Origin of the sequence: Galbibacter orientalis DSM 19592 (assembly GCF_000260115.1) — a bacterium.
Lineage (GTDB): Bacteria > Bacteroidota > Bacteroidia > Flavobacteriales > Flavobacteriaceae > Galbibacter > Galbibacter orientalis.
Genome location: NZ_JH651379.1, coordinates 212,350 through 231,276, shown reverse-complemented (window position 1 = coordinate 231,276; position 18,927 = coordinate 212,350). Strand labels below are relative to the sequence as shown.

Annotated in this window: 17 protein-coding genes and 1 pseudogene; 3 read left to right on the top strand and 15 right to left on the bottom strand. The window is 38.4% G+C overall.

From position 1 onward, the window contains the following. Window positions 1-3: 3 nt before the first annotated feature. The 3 genes from JOOMADRAFT_RS01075 to JOOMADRAFT_RS01065 form a co-directional block, all read right to left on the bottom strand. Window positions 4-1,221, bottom strand: coding sequence for a TolC family protein (locus JOOMADRAFT_RS01075; RefSeq protein WP_008610773.1), 1,218 nt, complete (start codon window positions 1,219-1,221; stop codon window positions 4-6). Next, complete coding sequence (locus tag JOOMADRAFT_RS01070; RefSeq protein WP_008610772.1) at window positions 1,218-4,970, bottom strand: efflux RND transporter permease subunit; 3,753 nt, start codon at window positions 4,968-4,970, stop codon at window positions 1,218-1,220. Before JOOMADRAFT_RS01070 ends, JOOMADRAFT_RS01075 begins: the two co-directional genes overlap by 4 nt. A 103-nt stretch (window positions 4,971-5,073) precedes the next feature. Next, on the bottom strand, window positions 5,074-5,490 hold the full coding sequence (locus JOOMADRAFT_RS01065; protein WP_013073638.1) for an HYC_CC_PP family protein: 417 nt from the start codon (window positions 5,488-5,490) through the stop codon (window positions 5,074-5,076). Between the two features lie 271 nt (window positions 5,491-5,761). Here JOOMADRAFT_RS01065 and JOOMADRAFT_RS01060 point away from each other — a divergent pair, with 271 nt between their 5' ends. Both JOOMADRAFT_RS01060 and JOOMADRAFT_RS01055 read left to right on the top strand, forming a co-directional pair. Beyond that, the gene (locus tag JOOMADRAFT_RS01060) at window positions 5,762-6,958 is read left to right on the top strand and encodes a DUF4856 domain-containing protein (RefSeq protein WP_008610769.1); all 1,197 of its coding nucleotides are present in this window, start codon (window positions 5,762-5,764) and stop codon (window positions 6,956-6,958) included. Window positions 6,959-7,031: 73 nt separating this feature from the next. Then, on the top strand, window positions 7,032-7,706 hold the full coding sequence (locus JOOMADRAFT_RS01055) for an imelysin family protein (protein ID WP_050989633.1): 675 nt from the start codon (window positions 7,032-7,034) through the stop codon (window positions 7,704-7,706). Window positions 7,707-7,972: 266 nt separating this feature from the next. Here JOOMADRAFT_RS01055 and mobB read toward each other — a convergent pair whose 3' ends face one another. The 6 genes from mobB to JOOMADRAFT_RS01025 all read right to left on the bottom strand — a co-directional run bounded on the left by mobB (window position 7,973) and on the right by JOOMADRAFT_RS01025 (window position 11,267). Further along, window positions 7,973-9,004, bottom strand: coding sequence for a MobB family relaxase (gene mobB, locus JOOMADRAFT_RS01050; protein WP_008610766.1), 1,032 nt, complete (start codon window positions 9,002-9,004; stop codon window positions 7,973-7,975). Between the two features lie 11 nt (window positions 9,005-9,015). After that, complete coding sequence (locus JOOMADRAFT_RS01045) at window positions 9,016-9,396, bottom strand: BfmA/BtgA family mobilization protein (protein ID WP_008610765.1); 381 nt, start codon at window positions 9,394-9,396, stop codon at window positions 9,016-9,018. 442 nt (window positions 9,397-9,838) lie between these two features. Next, window positions 9,839-10,036, bottom strand: coding sequence for a hypothetical protein (locus JOOMADRAFT_RS01040; RefSeq protein WP_008610764.1), 198 nt, complete (start codon window positions 10,034-10,036; stop codon window positions 9,839-9,841). A gap of 11 nt (window positions 10,037-10,047) precedes the next feature. Further along, the gene (locus tag JOOMADRAFT_RS01035) at window positions 10,048-10,428 is read right to left on the bottom strand and encodes a DUF6876 family protein (protein WP_008610763.1); all 381 of its coding nucleotides are present in this window, start codon (window positions 10,426-10,428) and stop codon (window positions 10,048-10,050) included. A gap of 64 nt (window positions 10,429-10,492) precedes the next feature. Then, window positions 10,493-10,849 carry a single-stranded DNA-binding protein gene (locus JOOMADRAFT_RS01030; RefSeq protein ID WP_008610762.1) on the bottom strand — a complete coding sequence of 119 codons (357 nt, stop codon included), beginning with the start codon at window positions 10,847-10,849 and terminating at the stop codon, window positions 10,493-10,495. 73 nt (window positions 10,850-10,922) lie between these two features. After that, window positions 10,923-11,267 carry a single-stranded DNA-binding protein gene (locus JOOMADRAFT_RS01025; RefSeq protein WP_008610761.1) on the bottom strand — a complete coding sequence of 115 codons (345 nt, stop codon included), beginning with the start codon at window positions 11,265-11,267 and terminating at the stop codon, window positions 10,923-10,925. Window positions 11,268-11,675: 408 nt separating this feature from the next. On the opposite strand from JOOMADRAFT_RS01025, the gene JOOMADRAFT_RS20615 reads away from it, so the two are divergent. Then, the gene (locus JOOMADRAFT_RS20615; protein ID WP_262910158.1) at window positions 11,676-11,804 is read left to right on the top strand and encodes a hypothetical protein; all 129 of its coding nucleotides are present in this window, start codon (window positions 11,676-11,678) and stop codon (window positions 11,802-11,804) included. A 145-nt stretch (window positions 11,805-11,949) separates the two neighbouring features. On the opposite strand, the gene JOOMADRAFT_RS20100 is transcribed toward JOOMADRAFT_RS20615, so the two are convergent. From JOOMADRAFT_RS20100 to JOOMADRAFT_RS01000, 6 genes and pseudogenes are all read right to left on the bottom strand, one after another. Further along, complete coding sequence (locus JOOMADRAFT_RS20100) at window positions 11,950-12,111, bottom strand: hypothetical protein (protein WP_008610760.1); 162 nt, start codon at window positions 12,109-12,111, stop codon at window positions 11,950-11,952. A 626-nt stretch (window positions 12,112-12,737) separates the two neighbouring features. Continuing rightward, the gene (locus tag JOOMADRAFT_RS01020; RefSeq protein ID WP_008610759.1) at window positions 12,738-14,576 is read right to left on the bottom strand and encodes a P-loop NTPase fold protein; all 1,839 of its coding nucleotides are present in this window, start codon (window positions 14,574-14,576) and stop codon (window positions 12,738-12,740) included. A gap of 67 nt (window positions 14,577-14,643) precedes the next feature. Then, window positions 14,644-15,588 (bottom strand): annotated as a pseudogene (locus JOOMADRAFT_RS01015) (nucleotidyl transferase AbiEii/AbiGii toxin family protein); the annotation flags it as partial. 108 nt (window positions 15,589-15,696) lie between these two features. Continuing rightward, window positions 15,697-16,710, bottom strand: coding sequence for a tyrosine-type recombinase/integrase (locus JOOMADRAFT_RS01010; protein WP_008610758.1), 1,014 nt, complete (start codon window positions 16,708-16,710; stop codon window positions 15,697-15,699). Then, window positions 16,707-17,678, bottom strand: a complete 972-nt coding sequence (locus JOOMADRAFT_RS01005) for a tyrosine-type recombinase/integrase (protein ID WP_008610757.1) — start codon at window positions 17,676-17,678, stop codon at window positions 16,707-16,709. The genes JOOMADRAFT_RS01010 and JOOMADRAFT_RS01005 overlap by 4 nt, the downstream gene beginning before the upstream one ends. Then, complete coding sequence (locus tag JOOMADRAFT_RS01000; RefSeq protein WP_008610756.1) at window positions 17,675-18,925, bottom strand: tyrosine-type recombinase/integrase; 1,251 nt, start codon at window positions 18,923-18,925, stop codon at window positions 17,675-17,677. Before JOOMADRAFT_RS01000 ends, JOOMADRAFT_RS01005 begins: the two co-directional genes overlap by 4 nt. Window positions 18,926-18,927 lie beyond the last annotated feature (2 nt).

The following is an 18,927-nucleotide window of genomic DNA, read 5'->3' as shown; positions in this document are numbered from 1 at the left end:
CGGTTAGTTGATTAGGTAATTAACAATTGCAGATTGTGTGTAATACTTCTGTATCGATTCCACTTGATTTAACTGAAATTTGAGCTGTAACTCTTGGATATCCAGCACATCATTAAAATCAATGGTGCCCGTTTCATAGTTTTTAATGAGAATTTCTTCAGCATCTTCTGCTTGTTTCAGATTGTTCTCTTGTGTATTATATGCTATTCGTGCTTGGTTGCGTTGCGATATTGCTTTTGCGAAAGCGGATTCCAAAACATTCAATCGTTGTGCTTTTTGAGTCTCGATTTCTTGTTGGCGCAAGTCATTTTGCCTTGAAATAGATTTATACCGATTATTAAAAATGGGAATGGAAACTGAAACCATAGGCATTAGTATATCCTTTCCATTGTCTATTGGATTCATATCCGCTCGCTCGCTCACTGGTAGATAATCAACGCCAAAACCAAACATAGGTAATGCCTCACGCTGGTTGAGCAATTCAGATTGTGCTATCGATTCGTAGAGTTTATCATATTTAAGCAGTTCAGGATTAAGTGATAGTGCATCTCTACCAGATACGGCGTTTTCACTTGGAATTTCCATTAATGTGACCACATCAACCATCATAGTTCCATCACGATTGAGTAGCTTATTGAAGGTGATTTGTTCTGACCCAAATTCCTCTTCGAGCACCTCTTTTTGCTGTTGCAATTCATTTTGACGAATCTGTAATCTCAAAACGTCAACAGAAGATGCCTTGCCTACTTCAACCGATGTAAGGGCAAGACGGTCATAGGTTTCTAATAATTTAATGTTCTTATCGAGCACCCTTTGCTTTGCTTGTATTTCATACAAACGATAATAGGATTGAGCTACAGAAAGTGCCAGTTTTCTTTTGGCAATTATGATTTCCACATATTCAGCTTCAGCCATTGAGGCTGCATAATTTTCTCTTGCCGTTATGGTCCCGAACCAAGGCAACATTTGCTTAAAGCCAATACGTGCTCTCTGCGCCCCAACACGGGTCTCGGGCTCACTGACAAAGTACCCAGCACTCACTTCAGTATTAGGCAGCCAGTTTGCTTCGTTCACTTTTTCTTCGGCGATGTTATAGCGCAGTTCAAAGGCTTGAATCTCGGGGTTGTTAGATTGTGCCTCTTCAATGTATGATTGTAGTTGTTGCGCTTTCGCGAAAGCGGAAACAAACAAAAGACAGGTAATAATTTTTATATTTTTCATTTGTTTGCTCGTTTAAGTTGGTACTCTTTTTTCCAGCTATATAATACTGGTACTAAAAAGTAGGATGTAATATCTATAATCATCCCACCGAAAATGGGGATTGCCATAGGTATCATAATATCGCTTCCTTTTCCCGTAGAAGTAAGTACAGGTAAGAGTGCAAGCACGGTGGTAACAGTAGTCATCAAACACGGACGAATTCGCTTTCCAGCAGCTTCTAATGTGGCAAGTCGGATTCCTTTTTTATCATTGGGATTCTCTCTGTCAAAAGTTTGTGTGAGGTAGGTAGCCATAACTACACCATCATCTGTTGCGATACCAAAAAGCGCAATAAAGCCAACCCAGACAGCAACACTTAGATTGATGGTTTTCATATTGAACAAATCCCGCATATTCTCACCAAAAAAGCTGAAATTGAAGAACCAATCCTGACCGTAAAGCCAAATCATTATAAAGCCACCTGCAAAGGCAACTGCGATTCCTGTAAATACCATCAACGAGGTGGAAACAGAACGGAACTGGAAATACAGAATCAAGAAAATAATAAGCAATGCCAAAGGCACAACTACGGAAAGTGTTTTTTCTGCGCGCAGCTGATTTTCATACGTACCCGTAAAACGGTAATTAATACCTTGTGGCACAATCAAATCACCATTGTCTATTTTTTGTTGAATGAGCGCTTGGGCATTTTCGACCACATCAACTTCGGCAAAGCCATCGAGTTTATCAAACAGTACATACCCTATCAGGAAGGTGTCCTCACTTTTTATGACCTGTGGACCTTGTTCATAACGTATGTCTACCAATTCGCTCAGTGGAACCGGACTTCCTTTCTCAACCGGAACATAAATATCTTTTAAATCTTCTGAGTTTGCACGCAACTCACGCGGATAGCGCACTCTTACTCCATACCGCTCACGACCTTCCACCGTTTGAGTAAGCGGCATACCGCCCACAGCTACCTGAAGTACTTCCTGAACATCCATTATGGAAATTCCATAGCGTGCCAATTGGTCTCGTTTTATATCAATTAGTAAATAGGGCTTGCCCACAATACGGTCTGCAAAGACAGCTTGTTCTTTTACACCTTCAGCTTGTTTTAAAATGTCTTCGAGCTGTAGACCAAAAGCTTCTATTGTTTTCAAGTCTGGCCCTTTAACTTTTATACCCATAGGCGCACGCATACCTGTTTGAAGCATTACGAGCCTTGTCTCGATAGGTTGTAGTTTTGGTGCAGAAGTCACCCCTGGAAATTTTGTCACTTTCACAATCTCATTCCAGATATCGTCTGGGCTGTCGATTTCTGGCCGCCAGTTTCGGTAATATTCACCGCTGCCGTCTTCAATTAAATCGTTATGGGTTGCATTTGTTTTTAGTTGCGAGGCCTCATAATTAGCGTCATCATCGATTTCATTATTTGGATTAATAATGAATTTATCATTTTTCAGAACAAATAAACCATCATCGTTTACGCGGTAGCGTTGTCTCTCGCCATTCTTGTTTCGCATATATTCAGACTTATACTGAATCACATTTTCATACATCGAGAGCGGCGCAGGGTCAAGAGCAGATTCTGTTCTACCCGATTTACCTACTACCGTTTCGATTTCAGGAATACTGGCTACGGCCATATCAAGCTGCTGTAACACACGCTTGTTTTCTTCAACACCTGCGTGTGGCAAGGATGTTGGCATTAACAGGAATGAGCCTTCGTTGAGCGATGGCATAAATTCTTTACCCGTGTTGCGCATTATTATGGCCCCTAAAATCAACACTGTGGTCGGAATTATTAAAAACAGTAATCGGTTTTGAAGTGCCCAACGTAATATAGTGTCGTAATATTTTTGGAAAATTGAAAACGCCCCCAGTAATCCGAAACAGATAATCGCAACAAAAATCAAGTTCATTATAATACCGCGGTCAAAACCTAGTGGTCGCCAGTATTCGGCTAGAAGGAAAACAATAGCAATACAAGAAATAACGATATGTATTAGATTGGCTCTTTTTGCCGTGATAATATCGCGTACACTCAAAATTGCAACGATTCCATAGGCAATTAATATAATACCCAACCAATAACCATAGAAGATGGCTGTGATACCAAGGACGATGAGAACAGCATTAATAATATATTTAGCGTGCTCCCTAATAGTACTCTTTTTGAAAAGGAATGCGGCAAATGGTGGTATCAAGAAAAGGGCGATAACCAAAGACGCCGTGAGCGCCATTGTCTTTGTAAATGCGAGTGGACGAAACAACTTTCCTTCAGCACCTATCATAGTGAATACAGGAATAAAACTGATAATGGTTGTTAATACTGCCGTTAAAATTGCACCAGAAACTTCAGCAGTTGCATTGTAGATGATTTCATTTGTGGTGTACTCGATTCCGCTTTCGCGAAAGCGTAATTTTTCATCTTCCAAATGCCGAATCATATTTTCGGCCAGTATAACGCCCACATCCACCATTGTACCTATAGCAATGGCAATCCCTGACAATGCTACAATATTTGCATCTACATCAAAAAGTTTCATTGCAATGAAAACCATTAATACTGCAACGGGTAACAAACCTGAAATTAAGATGGATGCGCGTAGGTTGAACACCATTACGATAATGACCAGAATGGTTATTAAGATTTCAAGCGTGAGTGCTTCATTAAGCGTGTGTAGGGTCTCTTGAATAAGCTGGGTACGGTCGTAAAAGGGGACAATGGTCACTTGTGAGGTGCGGCCATCTGCCAGAACTTTTGTTGGAAGCCCAGATGACAGTTCAGCGATTTGCTCTTTTACATTATTGATAACTTCCATAGGGTTGGCGCCATATCGCGCTACCACAACACCACCAACAACTTCGGCACCTTCTTTATCTAAAATACCACGACGAGTTTGCGGTCCCAAATGAACAGTTGCGATGTCTTTTATTCGGATAGACGTAAAATTCTCTGAAGTGACCACGGCATTTTCAATATCTGCAACGGATTTTACATAGCCCAAACCACGAACCAGATATTCGGCCTGATTGATTTCCAATGTTTGTGCACCAATATCTTGGTTGCTCTGCTTAACGGCTTTGACAATGGCACTTAATCCAATATTGTATTGGCGCATTTTCTCCGGGTCCACATCTACTTGATATTCCTGAACATAACCGCCGATAGACGCTACTTCGGAAACACCACTTGCTGATGACAATCCGTATTTCACATAATAATCCTGTATACTACGCAGTTCCTGTAAATCCCAACCACCGGTTACATTACCATCCTTGTCACGACCTTCTAGGGTGTACCAGAATATTTGTCCTAAACCTGTGGCATCAGGGCCCAAAGCTGGGTTAACGCCATCTGGCAGCAAGTTGGAAGGAAGCGAATTGAGTTTTTCGAGAATGCGACTACGTGACCAGTAAAACTCCACATCTTCTTCAAAAATGATATAGATACTGGAAAACCCAAACATAGAGGAACTACGAATAGTTTTCACGCCTGGAATACCTAGAAGCGAAGTTGTAAGTGGATACGTAATTTGGTCTTCAATATCCTGTGGCGAGCGCCCTTGCCATTTGGTAAAAACAATTTGTTGGTTTTCACCAATATCGGGAATGGCATCCACAGCTACAGGGTCAGTAGGCAAAATACCGGTCTCCCAATTAAAAGGTGCGTTTACAACGCCCCAACCGACGAACAAAGCTAATAGTAAAACAGCTACTAATTTATTTTCTATTAGAAATTTGATGCTTTTATTCAGCATAGAAATGATTATTAAGTAATTATAAATCTTGTTTAAAAGTGACAAACAAGCAGAAATGTCCAAAACAAATTAATGCAGGACTACAGTTCTAATTACTTAAAAATCAAATAAGGAAAGTCTGGTCTAAAACTTGAATATCCCTGACCAAGGGAGGAGGCGTATAATCTCTGTATGAATTTAAATCTTCTTGAGATTCGAAAAATAAGTGTATATAGGTATGGATAAAAGCAGCAACAAATAGTTGTTGGTCTTTATCTAATTTGTCGAACGATGTTTTTAAAGTATCTTGCCCTTCAACAATCACTTGTTCATCACTACAGCAATCTTTTTTAGAAATATCACACTCTGATGACTGCGATTGCTGTTGAACATCCATACCGCAAGTTTGAGCGTGACCAAATAATGAAGAGTCCACAAAAATATCTCCACAATAATGACTATCTACCGTAAATGATACGGTTGACAACAACACTAACAGTGCCATAGAGAATGTTGATATTTTAAAAAAGATTTTCTTCATTAATTTTACAAAAATACAAAATTTCAAGTAAATTTTCTTTATTTAACAAATAATTTTGATTTCATATGCAACATATTCTCCTAAATCTATATGAAAGATTATCTAATTTCTAGAAAAATGCCGAATACAAACCTGTTTTAAATTTATTATTAAGAATTGTTCTAAATAAGTTTGTTTTTTTAAATTTCATTTCTATTTTTGTCGCTGAAATAATCACTTACTTATATTAAGTCTAAATAAATTTAATGATGAAAAAAATGTTTTTTACGCAATTATAGGAAGCCTTATTTTTGCTTCGTGCTCTTCTGATGATGAGCCGATTACTGAAACCTCAAACATTGAGGTGCCTTCAAACTACACCTTCGAAAGAGATGGACAATCCACATTGGATTTTAGTGGCCAGACCACCCGAATTTTAATGGCTGAAGAAATCCTTAATTCCTTTACAGATTTCGAAAACACGACTGTGATATCCTTGCAGGCAATGTATGCACATCAGGAAGGGGACCTAGATTTTTCAGACGCTGCCTTAAATGCGTCAGATAAAAACGTACGCAGTAAAACGGCTGCGTCCCAAGATTATTTTAGCGCAAACACCACAGAAGCGGCAGCTATAAGAAACCTATTCGATAGCTATATTTCCGGTCAGGTCAATGAGGTATTCCCTAACAAGGATGTCCTAGCAGTCGCTGGCAGTGCCGGTCAACTTGCCGATGGGACAAAAACCCGGTATGTTAACGCTAAAGGACTTGTGTACAACCAAATGTTTGCAAAAAGCCTTATTGGGGCGCTGATGGCAGATCAGATGCTTAACAACTATCTCAGCATAGCTGTTCTTGATGCGGATAATAAAGTTGCGGACAACGACAATGGGATTACAGAAGATGGAGAGACCTTTACCACGATGGAACATAATTGGGACGAGGCCTATGGATACCTCTACGGAACATCCGTTGATGCAGCCAACCCGAATGTAACCATTGGGGGCGATGATAGTTTTTTGAATGATTATTTGGGCACAGTAAACGCAGACCCGGATTTTTCTACCATTGCTGCCGATATTTTTGATGCATTCAAATTGGGTCGTGCCGCGATAGTGGCAAAAGATTATACAGTACGGGATACCCAGGCTGCCATTATACGTCAAAAAATATCCGAGGTAATTGCCATACGTGCGGTATACTATTTACAACAAGGAAAAAATTTGCTTGCAAACGGTGATTTTGGCGCCGCATTCCAAAACCTTTCTGAGGGTTATGGGTTTGTTTTTAGCTTGCGTTTTACTAGAAACCAGAGTACAGATACTTCCTTCTTTAGCAAAAGCGAAGTTGATGGTTTTACATCTGCTCTCTTGGCGGATGGACCCAATGGTTTTTGGGACCTTGAACCTTCAACACTGGACAGTATTACGGAAGCTATTGCCGCTAAATTTGACTTCACGGTCGAGCAAGCTGCCAGCGCAAATTAAATAAAAATTGAATTAGCCACATCAACCGATTTACCGCCGATGGAAAAATCGGTTGATTTAAAAAAAAATAGTTATGAAACACTGGAAACTTTGGAGTTTTATTAGTATCGGACTGCTGATTGTAGCGTGTTCAAAAGATAATGGGAACGAAAACTTGCCACCGGCTAACAATAATTTTGATCGTGGCGCAATGCTTGTAAATTGGGCAGATAATATCATTGTCCCTGCATATACTTCTTTTAAAACAGAGGCCGAAAACCTGAACACTGCTGCAACGGTCTTTGCAAATGAGCCTACAGAGGCAAACCTTCAGGATTTGCGAGCTTCGTGGGCCGCATCCTATATTGCCTTTCAAAAGGTCTCTATGTTTGAAATTGGCAAAGCCGAAGAAGTAAGGTACAGGAACCGACTGAATATTTACCCCTCTGACACCCAAAGAATAGAAAATTTTATAGAAACTGGCAGTTATGACTTGGCTTTGCCATCTACAATAGATGTACAAGGTTTCCCTGCTATAGATTATCTGATCAACGGCCTTGGCGCAACAGATACCGAAATTGTAAGCTTCTATACCGTCAACGGCAATGCCCAGGGATATAAAAATTATCTCGGCACCCTTACGGAAACTATCCTGCAATTGACCACAACACTCTCGGTCTTTCCACTTCCGGCAGAACCTATTATGGATGCACCTCGTTTGATGTTATCCAGTTTAAAATTTCCTTTCGTGGTGGCAAAATTGACTTGATATTTGGCATTTCCACTTTTAGGCTCGTCCGTTTTATGTAAGAATACATACATTACTATATTAATTAATGTCAGAGGACAAACCAAATAAAGTGCTATTTGAAACAATGGTAATTGTTCATTTAAATAATACACAAAAGCACCAATCAATAGAAAATTGACGACAAATGCATATCTGCTTATCCGAAATATTCCATAAAAAACACTACTGGCCAAACCAATAATAAAAAGTACCGTTACGAGATTGTCCATTTGCATAGTTTTAGATTAGATTCCGATGGAACTCGATTTAATGGCCACTTCCGCACCACGTCGTAGCCTATTAAAAATTTTCATTGCCAATTGTGCTTGCGTGACCGGAATACTCGGCATTATTGGAATATTACTTTCACGCATTAATTTGAACGCAATCGCTTTTTCATTGGTGGGCAGTTTCATTAGTGAAGCAAAATAGATTTTCGGATTCTTGTTGAAATCCTTTCTTGCTTTATAAGTTTCAGCAAAGTTCCTTTGATAGCCAAAAGACTTGTCAAAAGTCTTTTCCGCTTTCTCAAAAAACCCATCCCTATCAAATCCCCGTTTTACCGTTTTACCATTTAATTCAACATCAGAAGCTTTGTATTTACTTCCTGGGGACAAAGAGAATTTATTGGAAGCATCCTTACGGCTCACAATAATATGGATATGACTTTGGTTTCCTGCTTTTGGCATTCCTTGTACGATTCGTTTTCCGTTCTGTTGGTGTGGGGCTTCTCTTTCGAGTTTCCCTATTTCTTTTTCCAATTTTTTCACATTCCCTTCTGCTCGTCCATCTTGCACATTTCGGATTTCAGTTTTTAGTTGAAGTATTTTTGTGGCATACGGTTGGTTTTCTTTTATCTGAAAGTCCGTTCCTTTAAAGGCTCTTTGGTGTTCAATTTTAGCATAGTATTTTATATCATCGATTGTAATGGGTCGCCCATTGATTTCGCGATTAAATGAAGCCACATAATCCTTCATAGTCTCACGGGTGTATTTTTGCAAATCCTCACTATGGTTCTGCAACCGTTTCAGTTCGTATTTAGATGGGCTTACGGTAATGGAATAAAACCGTGGTTCGTGCTTTTCGAGTTTTGCCGTATTGCCATCAATTTCCTTGACCACTTCCTCTGCTGAAATCTCGTCGCCGTATTGGTTAAAAAAATGTTCCATATCCTGCTGTTCCAGTCCTTGGTTTTCCTTCTCCAGATAACCCACAAAATCAGCCGAACTTTTAGAATAATTGCTTCCCATTTTTTGAGGTGTTATTGTTATGTACATAGCTTAAAATTTTAGAGGTCGTTATTAAGATTTTGCTTTTCGCGAAAGCGTACTTTCTTTTTTTCTTCGGCATATTTCTTTTCCACTATCAAAGGTTTTTTGCTTGGCTGTTCTGTCTCAAAAAGGGATTGAATCATTGCAACTGTAGGCTTGGTTTGGGTCTTTTCAACATCCCTCATTATAGCGATTACTGCATTGATTCTTTTCAGTAACTTGGCTTCGATGGTTCGTCCTGTCGGACCTAATTTTTCTTTTGGAGATATCTCATTGTAGAAGAAAAAATCAAGAATGGCTTCCATCGTTTCCGTATGTGTCTTGAAGTGCTTTTTTGAAAATTCCTGAAAACGTTTGGCAGTTTTCCTTTTGAACCTGATGGTGATGAATGAATCCATTTTCTTTCGCTTTTTTTTGTGTTTGACGTAAATCCATCCCTGTTTACAGACTGTGTGGGGGCATTTGACGCAAATCGAAGAAATTTATATAATCCATTAATTTTCAAGTATTTTAAAATCAATGGATTATACGCTAAAAGGAATATGTAACGTGGCTCTGCCCGTTACCCTCTTGCTATTCCTTTTCGTCACGCCAAAGCGTGACAAAAATTTCATACAATCTGGCTAAAAAGCCAATTGCCTTTTAGGAATCCGAAAATTCCTATATGTAAATTATAGATGGATATAGCTATCAGCGAAAGTTAAAAATGGGATAACTATATTAATTTATGTGTGCTGAATTTCAGCGAAATAAAGATACGCTTTTTTCTCGACTTGAAATTAATTGCATACAAAAACACCTCCAAAAATTTAGAGGTGCTTGACTATAAAATTTAGAAAATTAGATGTTAAATACAAACGTATAGGAATATAAATTTCGCAATGCTTCTTCCTCTATCATCGTTTCAAAACAGGTGTAATTTTCTCTTACGTATTTGCGAATATCGTCGCCAAATTTTCGTTCCACATCCTTTTTGGAATCTTCCAAAAGACGGTTTTGAGCCTCCTCGCTCAAGTCTGTAAAATTTAGATAAACCATAGCTTTAAATTTTAGTATTCGCTTGGTAACATCAACGTATCATTTACAAAAAATAACCGCAGTTCATCGAGCGGAAAATCAGTTACCCGATAACCGTGTTTTTCCAAAATATTGTTGTTGCCATCGCTGTATATTATCTCTGCTTCATAGCCTGTAAAATCCTGCTTATCTTCGGGCAATCTTTTGAAGTCTATGGTTACAAATTCGCTTCGGTTCATTAGACTTTTTGCAATTACGGAAGTGTCCGTAATGAGCCAAAAACAATCTGCTACATTGGCAAGATATTTTAGTCCGTCTGTAAAACGTGTTCTTAATAATGGGATTTGGTAGAACATTTCCGTTCCGTGAAAATGTTGCAATCCTTCTTTGATTTCGTTAACTTGTGCTTTCATTGTTATCTATTTTTATTAGTGGATAATTAAAAAGAGGGCGCAATTTTCGACGAGAACGTCCTCTTTAATTTTTATGGTTACTTACCATTTTAGACCCGAGCAAAAGAATTTCCCTTGCTACAACTTCGGTATAGTATCGTTTTTCGCCTTCCTTGGTTTCATAAGAGCGTTGTGCCAATTTGCCTTCAATAGCAATTTGTTTTCCTACTACTGCATATTTTTCAATAATTGTAGCGAGTTTTCCCCAAGCCACAACACTATGCCAATGGGTTTCAGATTGTTTTTCGCCTTTTGCATCCTTGTAATTTTCATTTGTAGCCATTGAGAACTGCGCCACAATTTTTCCATTTTCAAGATTTGTAACCTGTGGGTCTTGCCCAATGTTCCCGATTAACTGAACGTGATTTTTAATAGTTTTCATAATAAAAGTTTTAAAGATTATTAATAAAAAAGGGCGCAACTTTCGAGAGGTACGCCCTCTAAAATTTCAATGATTACTTATCATTCTTGCTTCCAAGCAAAAGGATTTCATTTGCTTCGATTTCGGTAACATATCGTTTGATACCCTCTTTGTCCTCGTAGCTTCGGGATTTCAATTTTCCCGTAACACCTACTTCCTTGCCTTTACCTACAAATTTTTCGATAATTTCGGCAGTCTTGCCCCAAGCCACAACGGTATGCCAATTGGTTTCTGTTTGTTTTTCGCCTTTGGCATCCTTGTAATACTCGTTAGTTGCGAGTGAAAAACGGGCTACTTTTTTACCGCTTTCAAGGTTTGTAATGGTTGGCTCTTGTCCAACGTTTCCGATTAACTGTACGTGATTTTTTAAAGTACTCATAATAAAATATTTAAAGATTAATTAAAATGCTATCTGAACTATTCAGACAGTTTATTGTTATATTTTTTGAAGTGATTTACTTATTATATCTTGAGCGTTTTCCTTTTTTGTTTTTTTTGGTGCCGCTTCCTTTTGTATGTTTTTGTAAGATTTCATAAGTTTTATTTTAGATTTACTTCCCATAGCGCCCTCGCTGTTACCTTTTTTTTGTTGCTGATACAGTTTCAAGATTTTGAATTGATAAGGACTTATAAAAAGTGAAGCGCAGCGTAACGGTTTATGCAGTCTGTTCAAGTTCAAAATGTTGGTATTTTGCTGGCAAAAAAAGGTTAGGGCAGCGAGGGTGCGGAAGTATTTCTAAAGACTTTGTGAAGTACAATAACATAGGAAGTGGCACCAAATGATTAAATGGAATTCCGATTTGGCGGACTCCGTTCACGATTTCGGATTGGGAATGAAGCGTCCCGTTCCAGCGCAGCGGAGCGGGTAAGCGGAATGGAAAGTAGAAATTGGGGATGGTGTCCAAGACTTTTGTAGGGAAGCTCTTTTCCCGGAATGTAGCTTTTCGCGGAATGTAGGGGAATGTGCTGAACGGGTTAAAAAAATTGAATTCGATAAAAGGTTAATATTACTTTGGTGAGTAGTTAACTCACTCTACAAAAAGTTCTTTCTGATTTTTAGATTAAACATTATTTAATAATATCTGGTAGTAAAAGGGATGCTTTTCTCTGTAGTACGCTAAATGACTTTCGCCACTATCGACATTATAATTTTCACTACTTAATTGATAATGTTCTTCTGCTTCTTGCAATGAAATGTCGGATTTTACAGCTGTATTTTTCATAATGTTAAAATTTTTGGTTAAACAATATTTGAGCAGAAACCAAACGGAAGCTAAAATCTTGGCTCAAAAGGAAACGGAATAAATAAGTGATGGAAGAAGCGTTGGCTTTATGCCGTAGTCTTTTGATGGAAGTATTTTACGAGTTTACCTTGCGTGTATATTGTATGATAATTAAGTTCCTTTTTAAAGCGGATTTGATTCTCGATTTTGGCTAGGGAATGTTGTGTTCCTTTCCAGCATAGGAAAGGGTTAACGAAATGGAAAGTCAAAATTGGGGATTGTGTCCAAGACCTGTGTAGGGAAGCTCTTTTCTTGGAATGTAGCTTTTCGCGAAATGCAGGGGAATGGGCTGAACGGATTTTATAAACTTATTCTTCTCTTGAAACAGAATTTAAAGCGGACTTAACTTGAAAGGTGTAGGTTGAAATGGAGTTTGACCACTTCCCGATTTTCTTGGGAATGAGTGGGCAAGTGGAAAGGAAATCGGAAGCTTTGGAGTTGTGTCTAAGACTTGTTTTAATGAAGCGCTTTGCCTGAAATATAGCTTTTTTGCGGAATGTAGGGGAATGGGCTGAATGATACTGGGAATGTAATTCTCTTGTTAAGTAGGGTAGAATTATAAAATTCTATTCATCTTCGGTTGCTAATAATTTACAGGCTCTATCAAGGATTTCTAATAATTCTTTCCAATTAAATATTCTCAATTTATCAAGTTCTTCGTCTTTAAGTATTAAATTATCGATTGATACCTTCAAATGATTTAAACTGTCAAAATCATCTGGAAACATATGTTTTAAACTCGAACTCTTATAGCGCTCTTGCATTGCTTTGGTAAAGTGTACTAATGTGCCATTACTAACTGAAGTTAAAACGATAAAGAGTTGTTCCCCATTTATATACTTTAAAAAATCTTTAGAATATTTCTTTGCCTCAAACAGTTGGTTTAAATTTTCAATATGTTCATTTTCGAGTAATTCCATCAATATATTGCTTTCTGAAGCTTCGGATTCCTCTCTAATGACTTTATGCACAGCAATAATTTTGTCTCGTATTGGTTGCATTTCAGGTATACTAACAGCAAAATGGGCTAAATTTTCAAAAACTCTATCGTTGATTTCCTTGCGCTTTGAAGCTAAATCCAAGCCTTTTGAAAGTATATTGTCGATTTCTTGCGATGTTTTTGCAATTAATCCATTCTGTGAAAAAAAATGATAAAAATTTGAGAGCCTATCATAATCATATATAGAATAAAGACCCTTTTCAGCATTCTGTAATACGTTTGCTACTAATTTTTCAAATTCATTTCCATCAATAGACCTAAAATCATAAGTAACGAGTCTCATAAATTCCAATACTTCTTCGGGATGTTCTTCGGGCTTTCTTTTTTCCAGTTCATCTTTTAAATTTTTAATATCAAGATACCCTGAAAGGATATAAGTGTAAATGCTTCCGTAAAATTGAAACTCGTTGATTCTACTTTCCACATACTTCAAATAGAATTTTTCAGCATAGGTTGGCTCTATCTCCGGTTCTTTTTTATCTTCTGGAAAGAAGCTATTCATTGGAACACTTTTACCTCTATTTTGATACCAAAAATAAGATGTATTTTCCAGTCCGTTGAAATCATTACTCTCATCAGATTTCAAATGACCTCTCTTGAACTCAATTGAAATAAGAGCTGTAAACAGAATAACCTCTTCTTGAAATTCCGAAGCTACATCTTTCAGACTTCCGTAAATTTTAAAAAGACTATCTAAAAAGAACGATATGATTCTCAAATTATATTCTTCATATTCAAAAAATATCCCGTAGATATAGTCTTTATTTTCCTTTAAAAATGTAAAATACTCATCTTCGATAGTATATGTTTTATAGAGAGTCGGAAGGACTTTTTCCAGTTCAGGTTCATAATTAAGTTCTCTGCCTATAACTTTTTCTTTTATCTTTAAATAATTGGCATTGTCATCAATTTTAATTGCATCAGCCAAGATTAGACATTTCAAGTTTTTGTGCTCTACGAAGTCATTAATAAAGCCGAATAATTCTTTTATAGGTATTTGGCATCTTTCAAGGTCATCAAAACAAATAACTTTATCATTAAATTTTAAGCCATCCAAAGTTACACCACTCAAAATATTACTGAAGTCAACCTTGAAAAACTTGGTTACGGTATTCCCTATGTTACCTGTTAGTCTTGCTATATTTTTTAAAGCTTTATTTTCAGGCTTTCCAAAAAAGGGAATTAATTTAATCATCAATTGCTGTTGCAACTGCTCTACGGTTTTCAATCCATTCAACGAAATATATAATGGCTTTAGCTCTTGTTTTTTTACCATTGCGTGCAGCGTTGTTTTCCAAAAAAATGTCTTGCCACTTCCCCAAGTACCATTAATAAGTAAAGCGTATTGTGTTGCTTCTTTCCTTAAATATTCTTTAAAAATCTCTTCAATATGTGCTGTTTGCATATTGTTTTGTGTTTAACTGTTTATTACTAATCTCGAATTTCTCTTGGTTTTTGCCATCCTACTCCTTTTAAACTGGTAACAATTCCACTGCCTTGTACCAGTAATAAAATATAGACTTATCCGGCTGGCGTTTCAATTTGTTCAAGTATGCCCATTCTACATTTTCAATAGTAAGTTCGCTTATACCTTGTCCTTCGTAATATTCAATTTCAGTAATTTCGGGTTGCAATAAAAGTGTATTCAAATAGGCTACTCTGGCCGAAGCTGCAAGAGCTTCCTCTATCCTGAAATTTCCTGTCATCAAAAACGCACTTCCAAAACTGCGTATGCCACGGTTTAATTCGTCAAACTTCTTTTTTGTTTCCTTGGTTGGATTGCGTTCCCTTTTGGCGATGATGGCACAGGTGTTTATGGAATCCCAAAGAACATCTGTTTCTTTGAGGTTTCTTTTGCCGAAATCTTTATCGGAACTACGATAGGATAGTTCCGCTTTCGAGAAAGCGGAAAAACTTGCCTTAACAATAGACATATCTGTAATGTTTTCAAACAACTTCCCTAAATCGAACAATTGCTTACAGATTTCCATTGTAAATAACTGGTCGCCCTTATAATATGGAATACCAATGGTCTCTGGCGCAAAAGCAGTAAGCTTATCGCCACAGATGGAATTTACCGATGGTGTTGTAATCGTCGTTGTAGTTCCAGCGACCGAAAGCCAAGATACTTCTATGGCAGATTCTATAAGTTCTGGATAATGCGGACTGTCAAAAAGAATGTCCAGCAGAATTGTTCCTGAAACATTCGGGTTGTAAACCGAGTCAAATTCAAAAGTATAATGTGCCTTTGGAACACCTTCTTTATAACTTCGACGCTCATTCAAGATGTGGCTTTTAAAATGTGAGTTGGCAACAACCGCATCGAGAATTTTTTTCAATGGGTCGCGTTTTACACTTGAAATGATATCAATGTCGATTGAAAACCGATTGCCTTCTTCAAGTAAGAGTACGAGCGATGTGCCGCCTTTTTATGTATAGTATAATGTTATGTGAAGTGTCAAGGTGGAATTATACTAATATAGAGGGATTTGCCCCATCTGTATATGAGTTTTCTACACATAATATTAAAACGATTTTAGCCATTCCAGCAATTTGTCATTTTTTGTCCAAAGAGGTTTTACTTCCGGGGAAACGGGTACGTAGGCTTTTTGAATTGCTTCCTGCTTTTGCTTTGAATCCACTCTGGCATATATTTCTGTTGTTTGTATGGAAACATGGCCAAGAATGTCCCTTATATAAACAAGATTGACCCCCGCTTTCAAAAGGTGCATTGCTTTAGAGTGCCTAAGGGAGTGGCAACTCAGTTTTGGAGGGATAAGGCCAGGGTTTTCTTTTCTAGCAGATTGGGCGTACTTTTTTACGATATATGCTACGCCTCCCCTAGTCAATTTCTCATTCCTGTGATTGAAAAAAAGCGGATATGGTCTACATTCATTGCGCATGAGATCGTTTTCCACCATATAAGTAAGAAGGATTTCCATTTGCTCTTGCAGTAACGGTACAATCCTGACTTTTTGGCCTTTTCCTAATATCCTGACCGTAAATGGCGCCTGGATGTTGATATCCTGTACGGCCAGATCGACTAGTTCCTGCACTCTGGCACCCGTGTCATAAATGAGAGATAAAAGTGCCAGGTCACGCCTCCCTTTCTTGGAGGCAACGTTCGGTTGCCTTAGGAATAACTTGAGCCCGTCCACACTCATGTAGTTGATACTTTCTTTTTTGTGTTTCTTGGCCTTTACGGAAAGGATCCGTTGATACTCGTATAAATGGTCGGGATGGTGGAATTGAACATAATTGAGGAAGGAGTGTATCGCAGCCAACCTATTGTTTCTCGTGGCAGCACTACACTTCTTAGTATTTTGCAGCCAATAGAGGAACTCCACCACCAATTCTTTGGTTATGGTGGATAACGTCAACTTCCGCAGTTTGGTTCCTCTCTCATCCGTCATGTAATTTATAAACTGAACGAATGTATCCCTGTAGGACTTTATGGTGTTCGGGCTTGCCCCGCGTTCATGGATTAAATATTTGGTTAAGAAATCGCTTAAATATTTGGAGAAATCAGTTGGTTTCATAATTTTTCAAGTGAAGGGAAAACATTAATAAATATATCTTCATAATCCCGTATGAGCCCGGGATGTTGTTCGGCCGTCAATCTAACATACTGATTGGTAGCATCCAATGACTGATGTCCTAAATATGTTGAAAGTATAGGCAGGGAGCAATAGATATCCATGCCATTGGAAACCATGTTTTCCAGGGCTTTTACTGCGAACGTGTGCCTTAGGTCGTGCACCCTTGGACCGTAATGCGCCCCTTTAAATGGTATGCCTGCCCGATCTAATACTTTGCGAAACACCCTGTAAATCTGTTCTGATTTACATTTTTTGCCCCTTGCTGTAAGGAAAAAAAAACCTGCTTGGTTTGGAGACACAAACCTATACCGATGTTTTAGATATTGCCTAAGAACAGTCGCTAATGATTCTGAAAATGGTAATAAACGCTGCTTTCCATTTTTAGTGTCGCGTATGGTTAAATAGTTGTCTGAGAGATTTATATCATCTATCATTAAATTAAGGGCTTCGCCAATCCTCAATCCAGTCGCTAATAGAAAGCGAATCAGTGCAGGCATGACCATGTACAAGGAATCCCTATTAATAGTAGGACATTCTAACCCATCGCATACGACAAGTATGTTGTCTAATTCTTTCCGTGAATAAATGTGCGGAGTGAAGTTTTTTTTAGGTTTTGGAGCCTTGGCCATAACCGATGTTATTCCCTTTCTGTTCAGATGTAGCGCAAATTGGTTGAGCGTGATACAGCGTTTATAACGGTATGCATCCGATTCATTGTCTCGTTTGAGGCTCCATTCGTGGGCCAGTTGGCTGTCGATCCCGAGTCTATCTTCGTTCCTTTCCCGGCTTAACCGGTCGAATTGCAGTAGGATTTTCTGTTCGGTACAATATTTGAATCCGCAATGTTGTTTGAATTCAATGAAATCCCGGATTAGCGAGGCATATATGCCAGTATATACTATCTTCATTTCTTCCAATTAAATTGTTCATAAAACCCCTCCCTGATCGGTGGAACATCCAGTACACATACGCCTAAAGACCTTATATCAACCCTCATATAATACATAGTTGAGTTGGTATTTCCATGGCCCAATACTTCCGAAATCACTGGCATCGATGTCTGTCCTTCCAACATCCGGGCAGCAAGGGAATGTCTCAGGGCGTGTGGTCCGTGTTTCCTGTTGGCTGTTTCCACACCAGCCCGCCTGAAGGATGTCGATGTAATGGAGAATATTGAAGCTGATTTCATTTTACGAAATGGGGAGTTGGCAGTGAGTAAAATAAAGGGTTCGTCCGACTTAGGACGACCGTATTTGAGATAGTCTATTATGGCATTACCAATTTCTGCAAGCAAAGGTAGTTCCAGCATCCGGCTCGTCTTCACTTGTTCGATCAAAAGGACACTTCTATCCCATAGTATGTTCTCAAACCTAAGATTGCATATGTCCGATGAGCGTAAACCTAACTTAGCTGCAAGTAGTAATACAAGATAATCCCGCTTGCCAGTGGAATATCCTCGGTCAACACCAGAACGTAGTGTCTTCTCTATTTCTTCCCGTGTATATATGGCAGGTAGTGTAGATTGTTGGACATACCGTCCACTGGGAACCTGTATGGACAGGTTCAATGTTGTCCTGTTCTGGTCAAACAGCCACTTCAGAAACCTTTTGACTATGCTGATGGCAATATAGATATTGCTCTTATGTTCTGGTGGAAGGTGCTTGATGTAGATCAAGATATGTTCAACTCGTATTTCTTCCACTCGCCGTATCTCGTTTTTCGAGAGGTAGCGTAGGAAGCGCGATAATTGGATGCGATATGTCTGAATAGATGATTCACGAAGGTGTTCAGCTATTTTCTCAGCTATATATTCCTGCATGTTTGTGCCGATCTCTCCATGAAAGACCCATGGTTCTTTTGTGTTTAGTATTTTTCCGCTCCTGAGGTATTCTCGTAACAACTTGATGGAGTGCAATGGAGAATGACCACGGCGTAAAAGATCGGGTCTGTTTTCCAAGAGATAGTCCAAGAATTTGCTATTACCACTTGTGTCACTGAGATCCATCTTTTTTTCACGCAAAAAAAACAAGAACAACTCCCAGATGGTTCTATGCGTTTTTGTGACTGGTTCCGAAAGACCTAGGTCTGACATAAGATACTGCGCTGCCTTCTCAACAGTATCAACAATACTTTGATTTACTTTTTTCTGTATCATAT

Excerpts from the sequence above, each read along its gene's own strand:
- JOOMADRAFT_RS01075 (WP_008610773.1), bottom strand. The coding sequence starts at position 1,221 with ATGAAAAATATAAAAATTATTACCTGTCTTTTGTTTGTTTCCGCTTTC.
- JOOMADRAFT_RS01070 (WP_008610772.1), bottom strand. The coding sequence starts at position 4,970 with ATGCTGAATAAAAGCATCAAATTTCTAATAGAAAATAAATTAGTAGCT.
- JOOMADRAFT_RS01065 (WP_013073638.1), bottom strand. The coding sequence starts at position 5,490 with ATGAAGAAAATCTTTTTTAAAATATCAACATTCTCTATGGCACTGTTA.
- JOOMADRAFT_RS01055 (WP_050989633.1), top strand. The coding sequence starts at position 7,032 with ATGAAACACTGGAAACTTTGGAGTTTTATTAGTATCGGACTGCTGATT.
- mobB (WP_008610766.1), bottom strand. The coding sequence starts at position 9,004 with ATGTACATAACAATAACACCTCAAAAAATGGGAAGCAATTATTCTAAA.
- JOOMADRAFT_RS01045 (WP_008610765.1), bottom strand. The coding sequence starts at position 9,396 with ATGGATTCATTCATCACCATCAGGTTCAAAAGGAAAACTGCCAAACGT.
- JOOMADRAFT_RS01040 (WP_008610764.1), bottom strand. The coding sequence starts at position 10,036 with ATGGTTTATCTAAATTTTACAGACTTGAGCGAGGAGGCTCAAAACCGT.
- JOOMADRAFT_RS01035 (WP_008610763.1), bottom strand. The coding sequence starts at position 10,428 with ATGAAAGCACAAGTTAACGAAATCAAAGAAGGATTGCAACATTTTCAC.
- JOOMADRAFT_RS01030 (WP_008610762.1), bottom strand. The coding sequence starts at position 10,849 with ATGAAAACTATTAAAAATCACGTTCAGTTAATCGGGAACATTGGGCAA.
- JOOMADRAFT_RS01025 (WP_008610761.1), bottom strand. The coding sequence starts at position 11,267 with ATGAGTACTTTAAAAAATCACGTACAGTTAATCGGAAACGTTGGACAA.
- JOOMADRAFT_RS20615 (WP_262910158.1), top strand. The coding sequence starts at position 11,676 with ATGGAATTCCGATTTGGCGGACTCCGTTCACGATTTCGGATTGGGAAT.
- JOOMADRAFT_RS20100 (WP_008610760.1), bottom strand. The coding sequence starts at position 12,111 with ATGAAAAATACAGCTGTAAAATCCGACATTTCATTGCAAGAAGCAGAA.
- JOOMADRAFT_RS01020 (WP_008610759.1), bottom strand. The coding sequence starts at position 14,576 with ATGCAAACAGCACATATTGAAGAGATTTTTAAAGAATATTTAAGGAAA.
- JOOMADRAFT_RS01010 (WP_008610758.1), bottom strand. The coding sequence starts at position 16,710 with ATGAAACCAACTGATTTCTCCAAATATTTAAGCGATTTCTTAACCAAA.
- JOOMADRAFT_RS01005 (WP_008610757.1), bottom strand. The coding sequence starts at position 17,678 with ATGAAGATAGTATATACTGGCATATATGCCTCGCTAATCCGGGATTTC.
- JOOMADRAFT_RS01000 (WP_008610756.1), bottom strand. The coding sequence starts at position 18,925 with ATGATACAGAAAAAAGTAAATCAAAGTATTGTTGATACTGTTGAGAAG.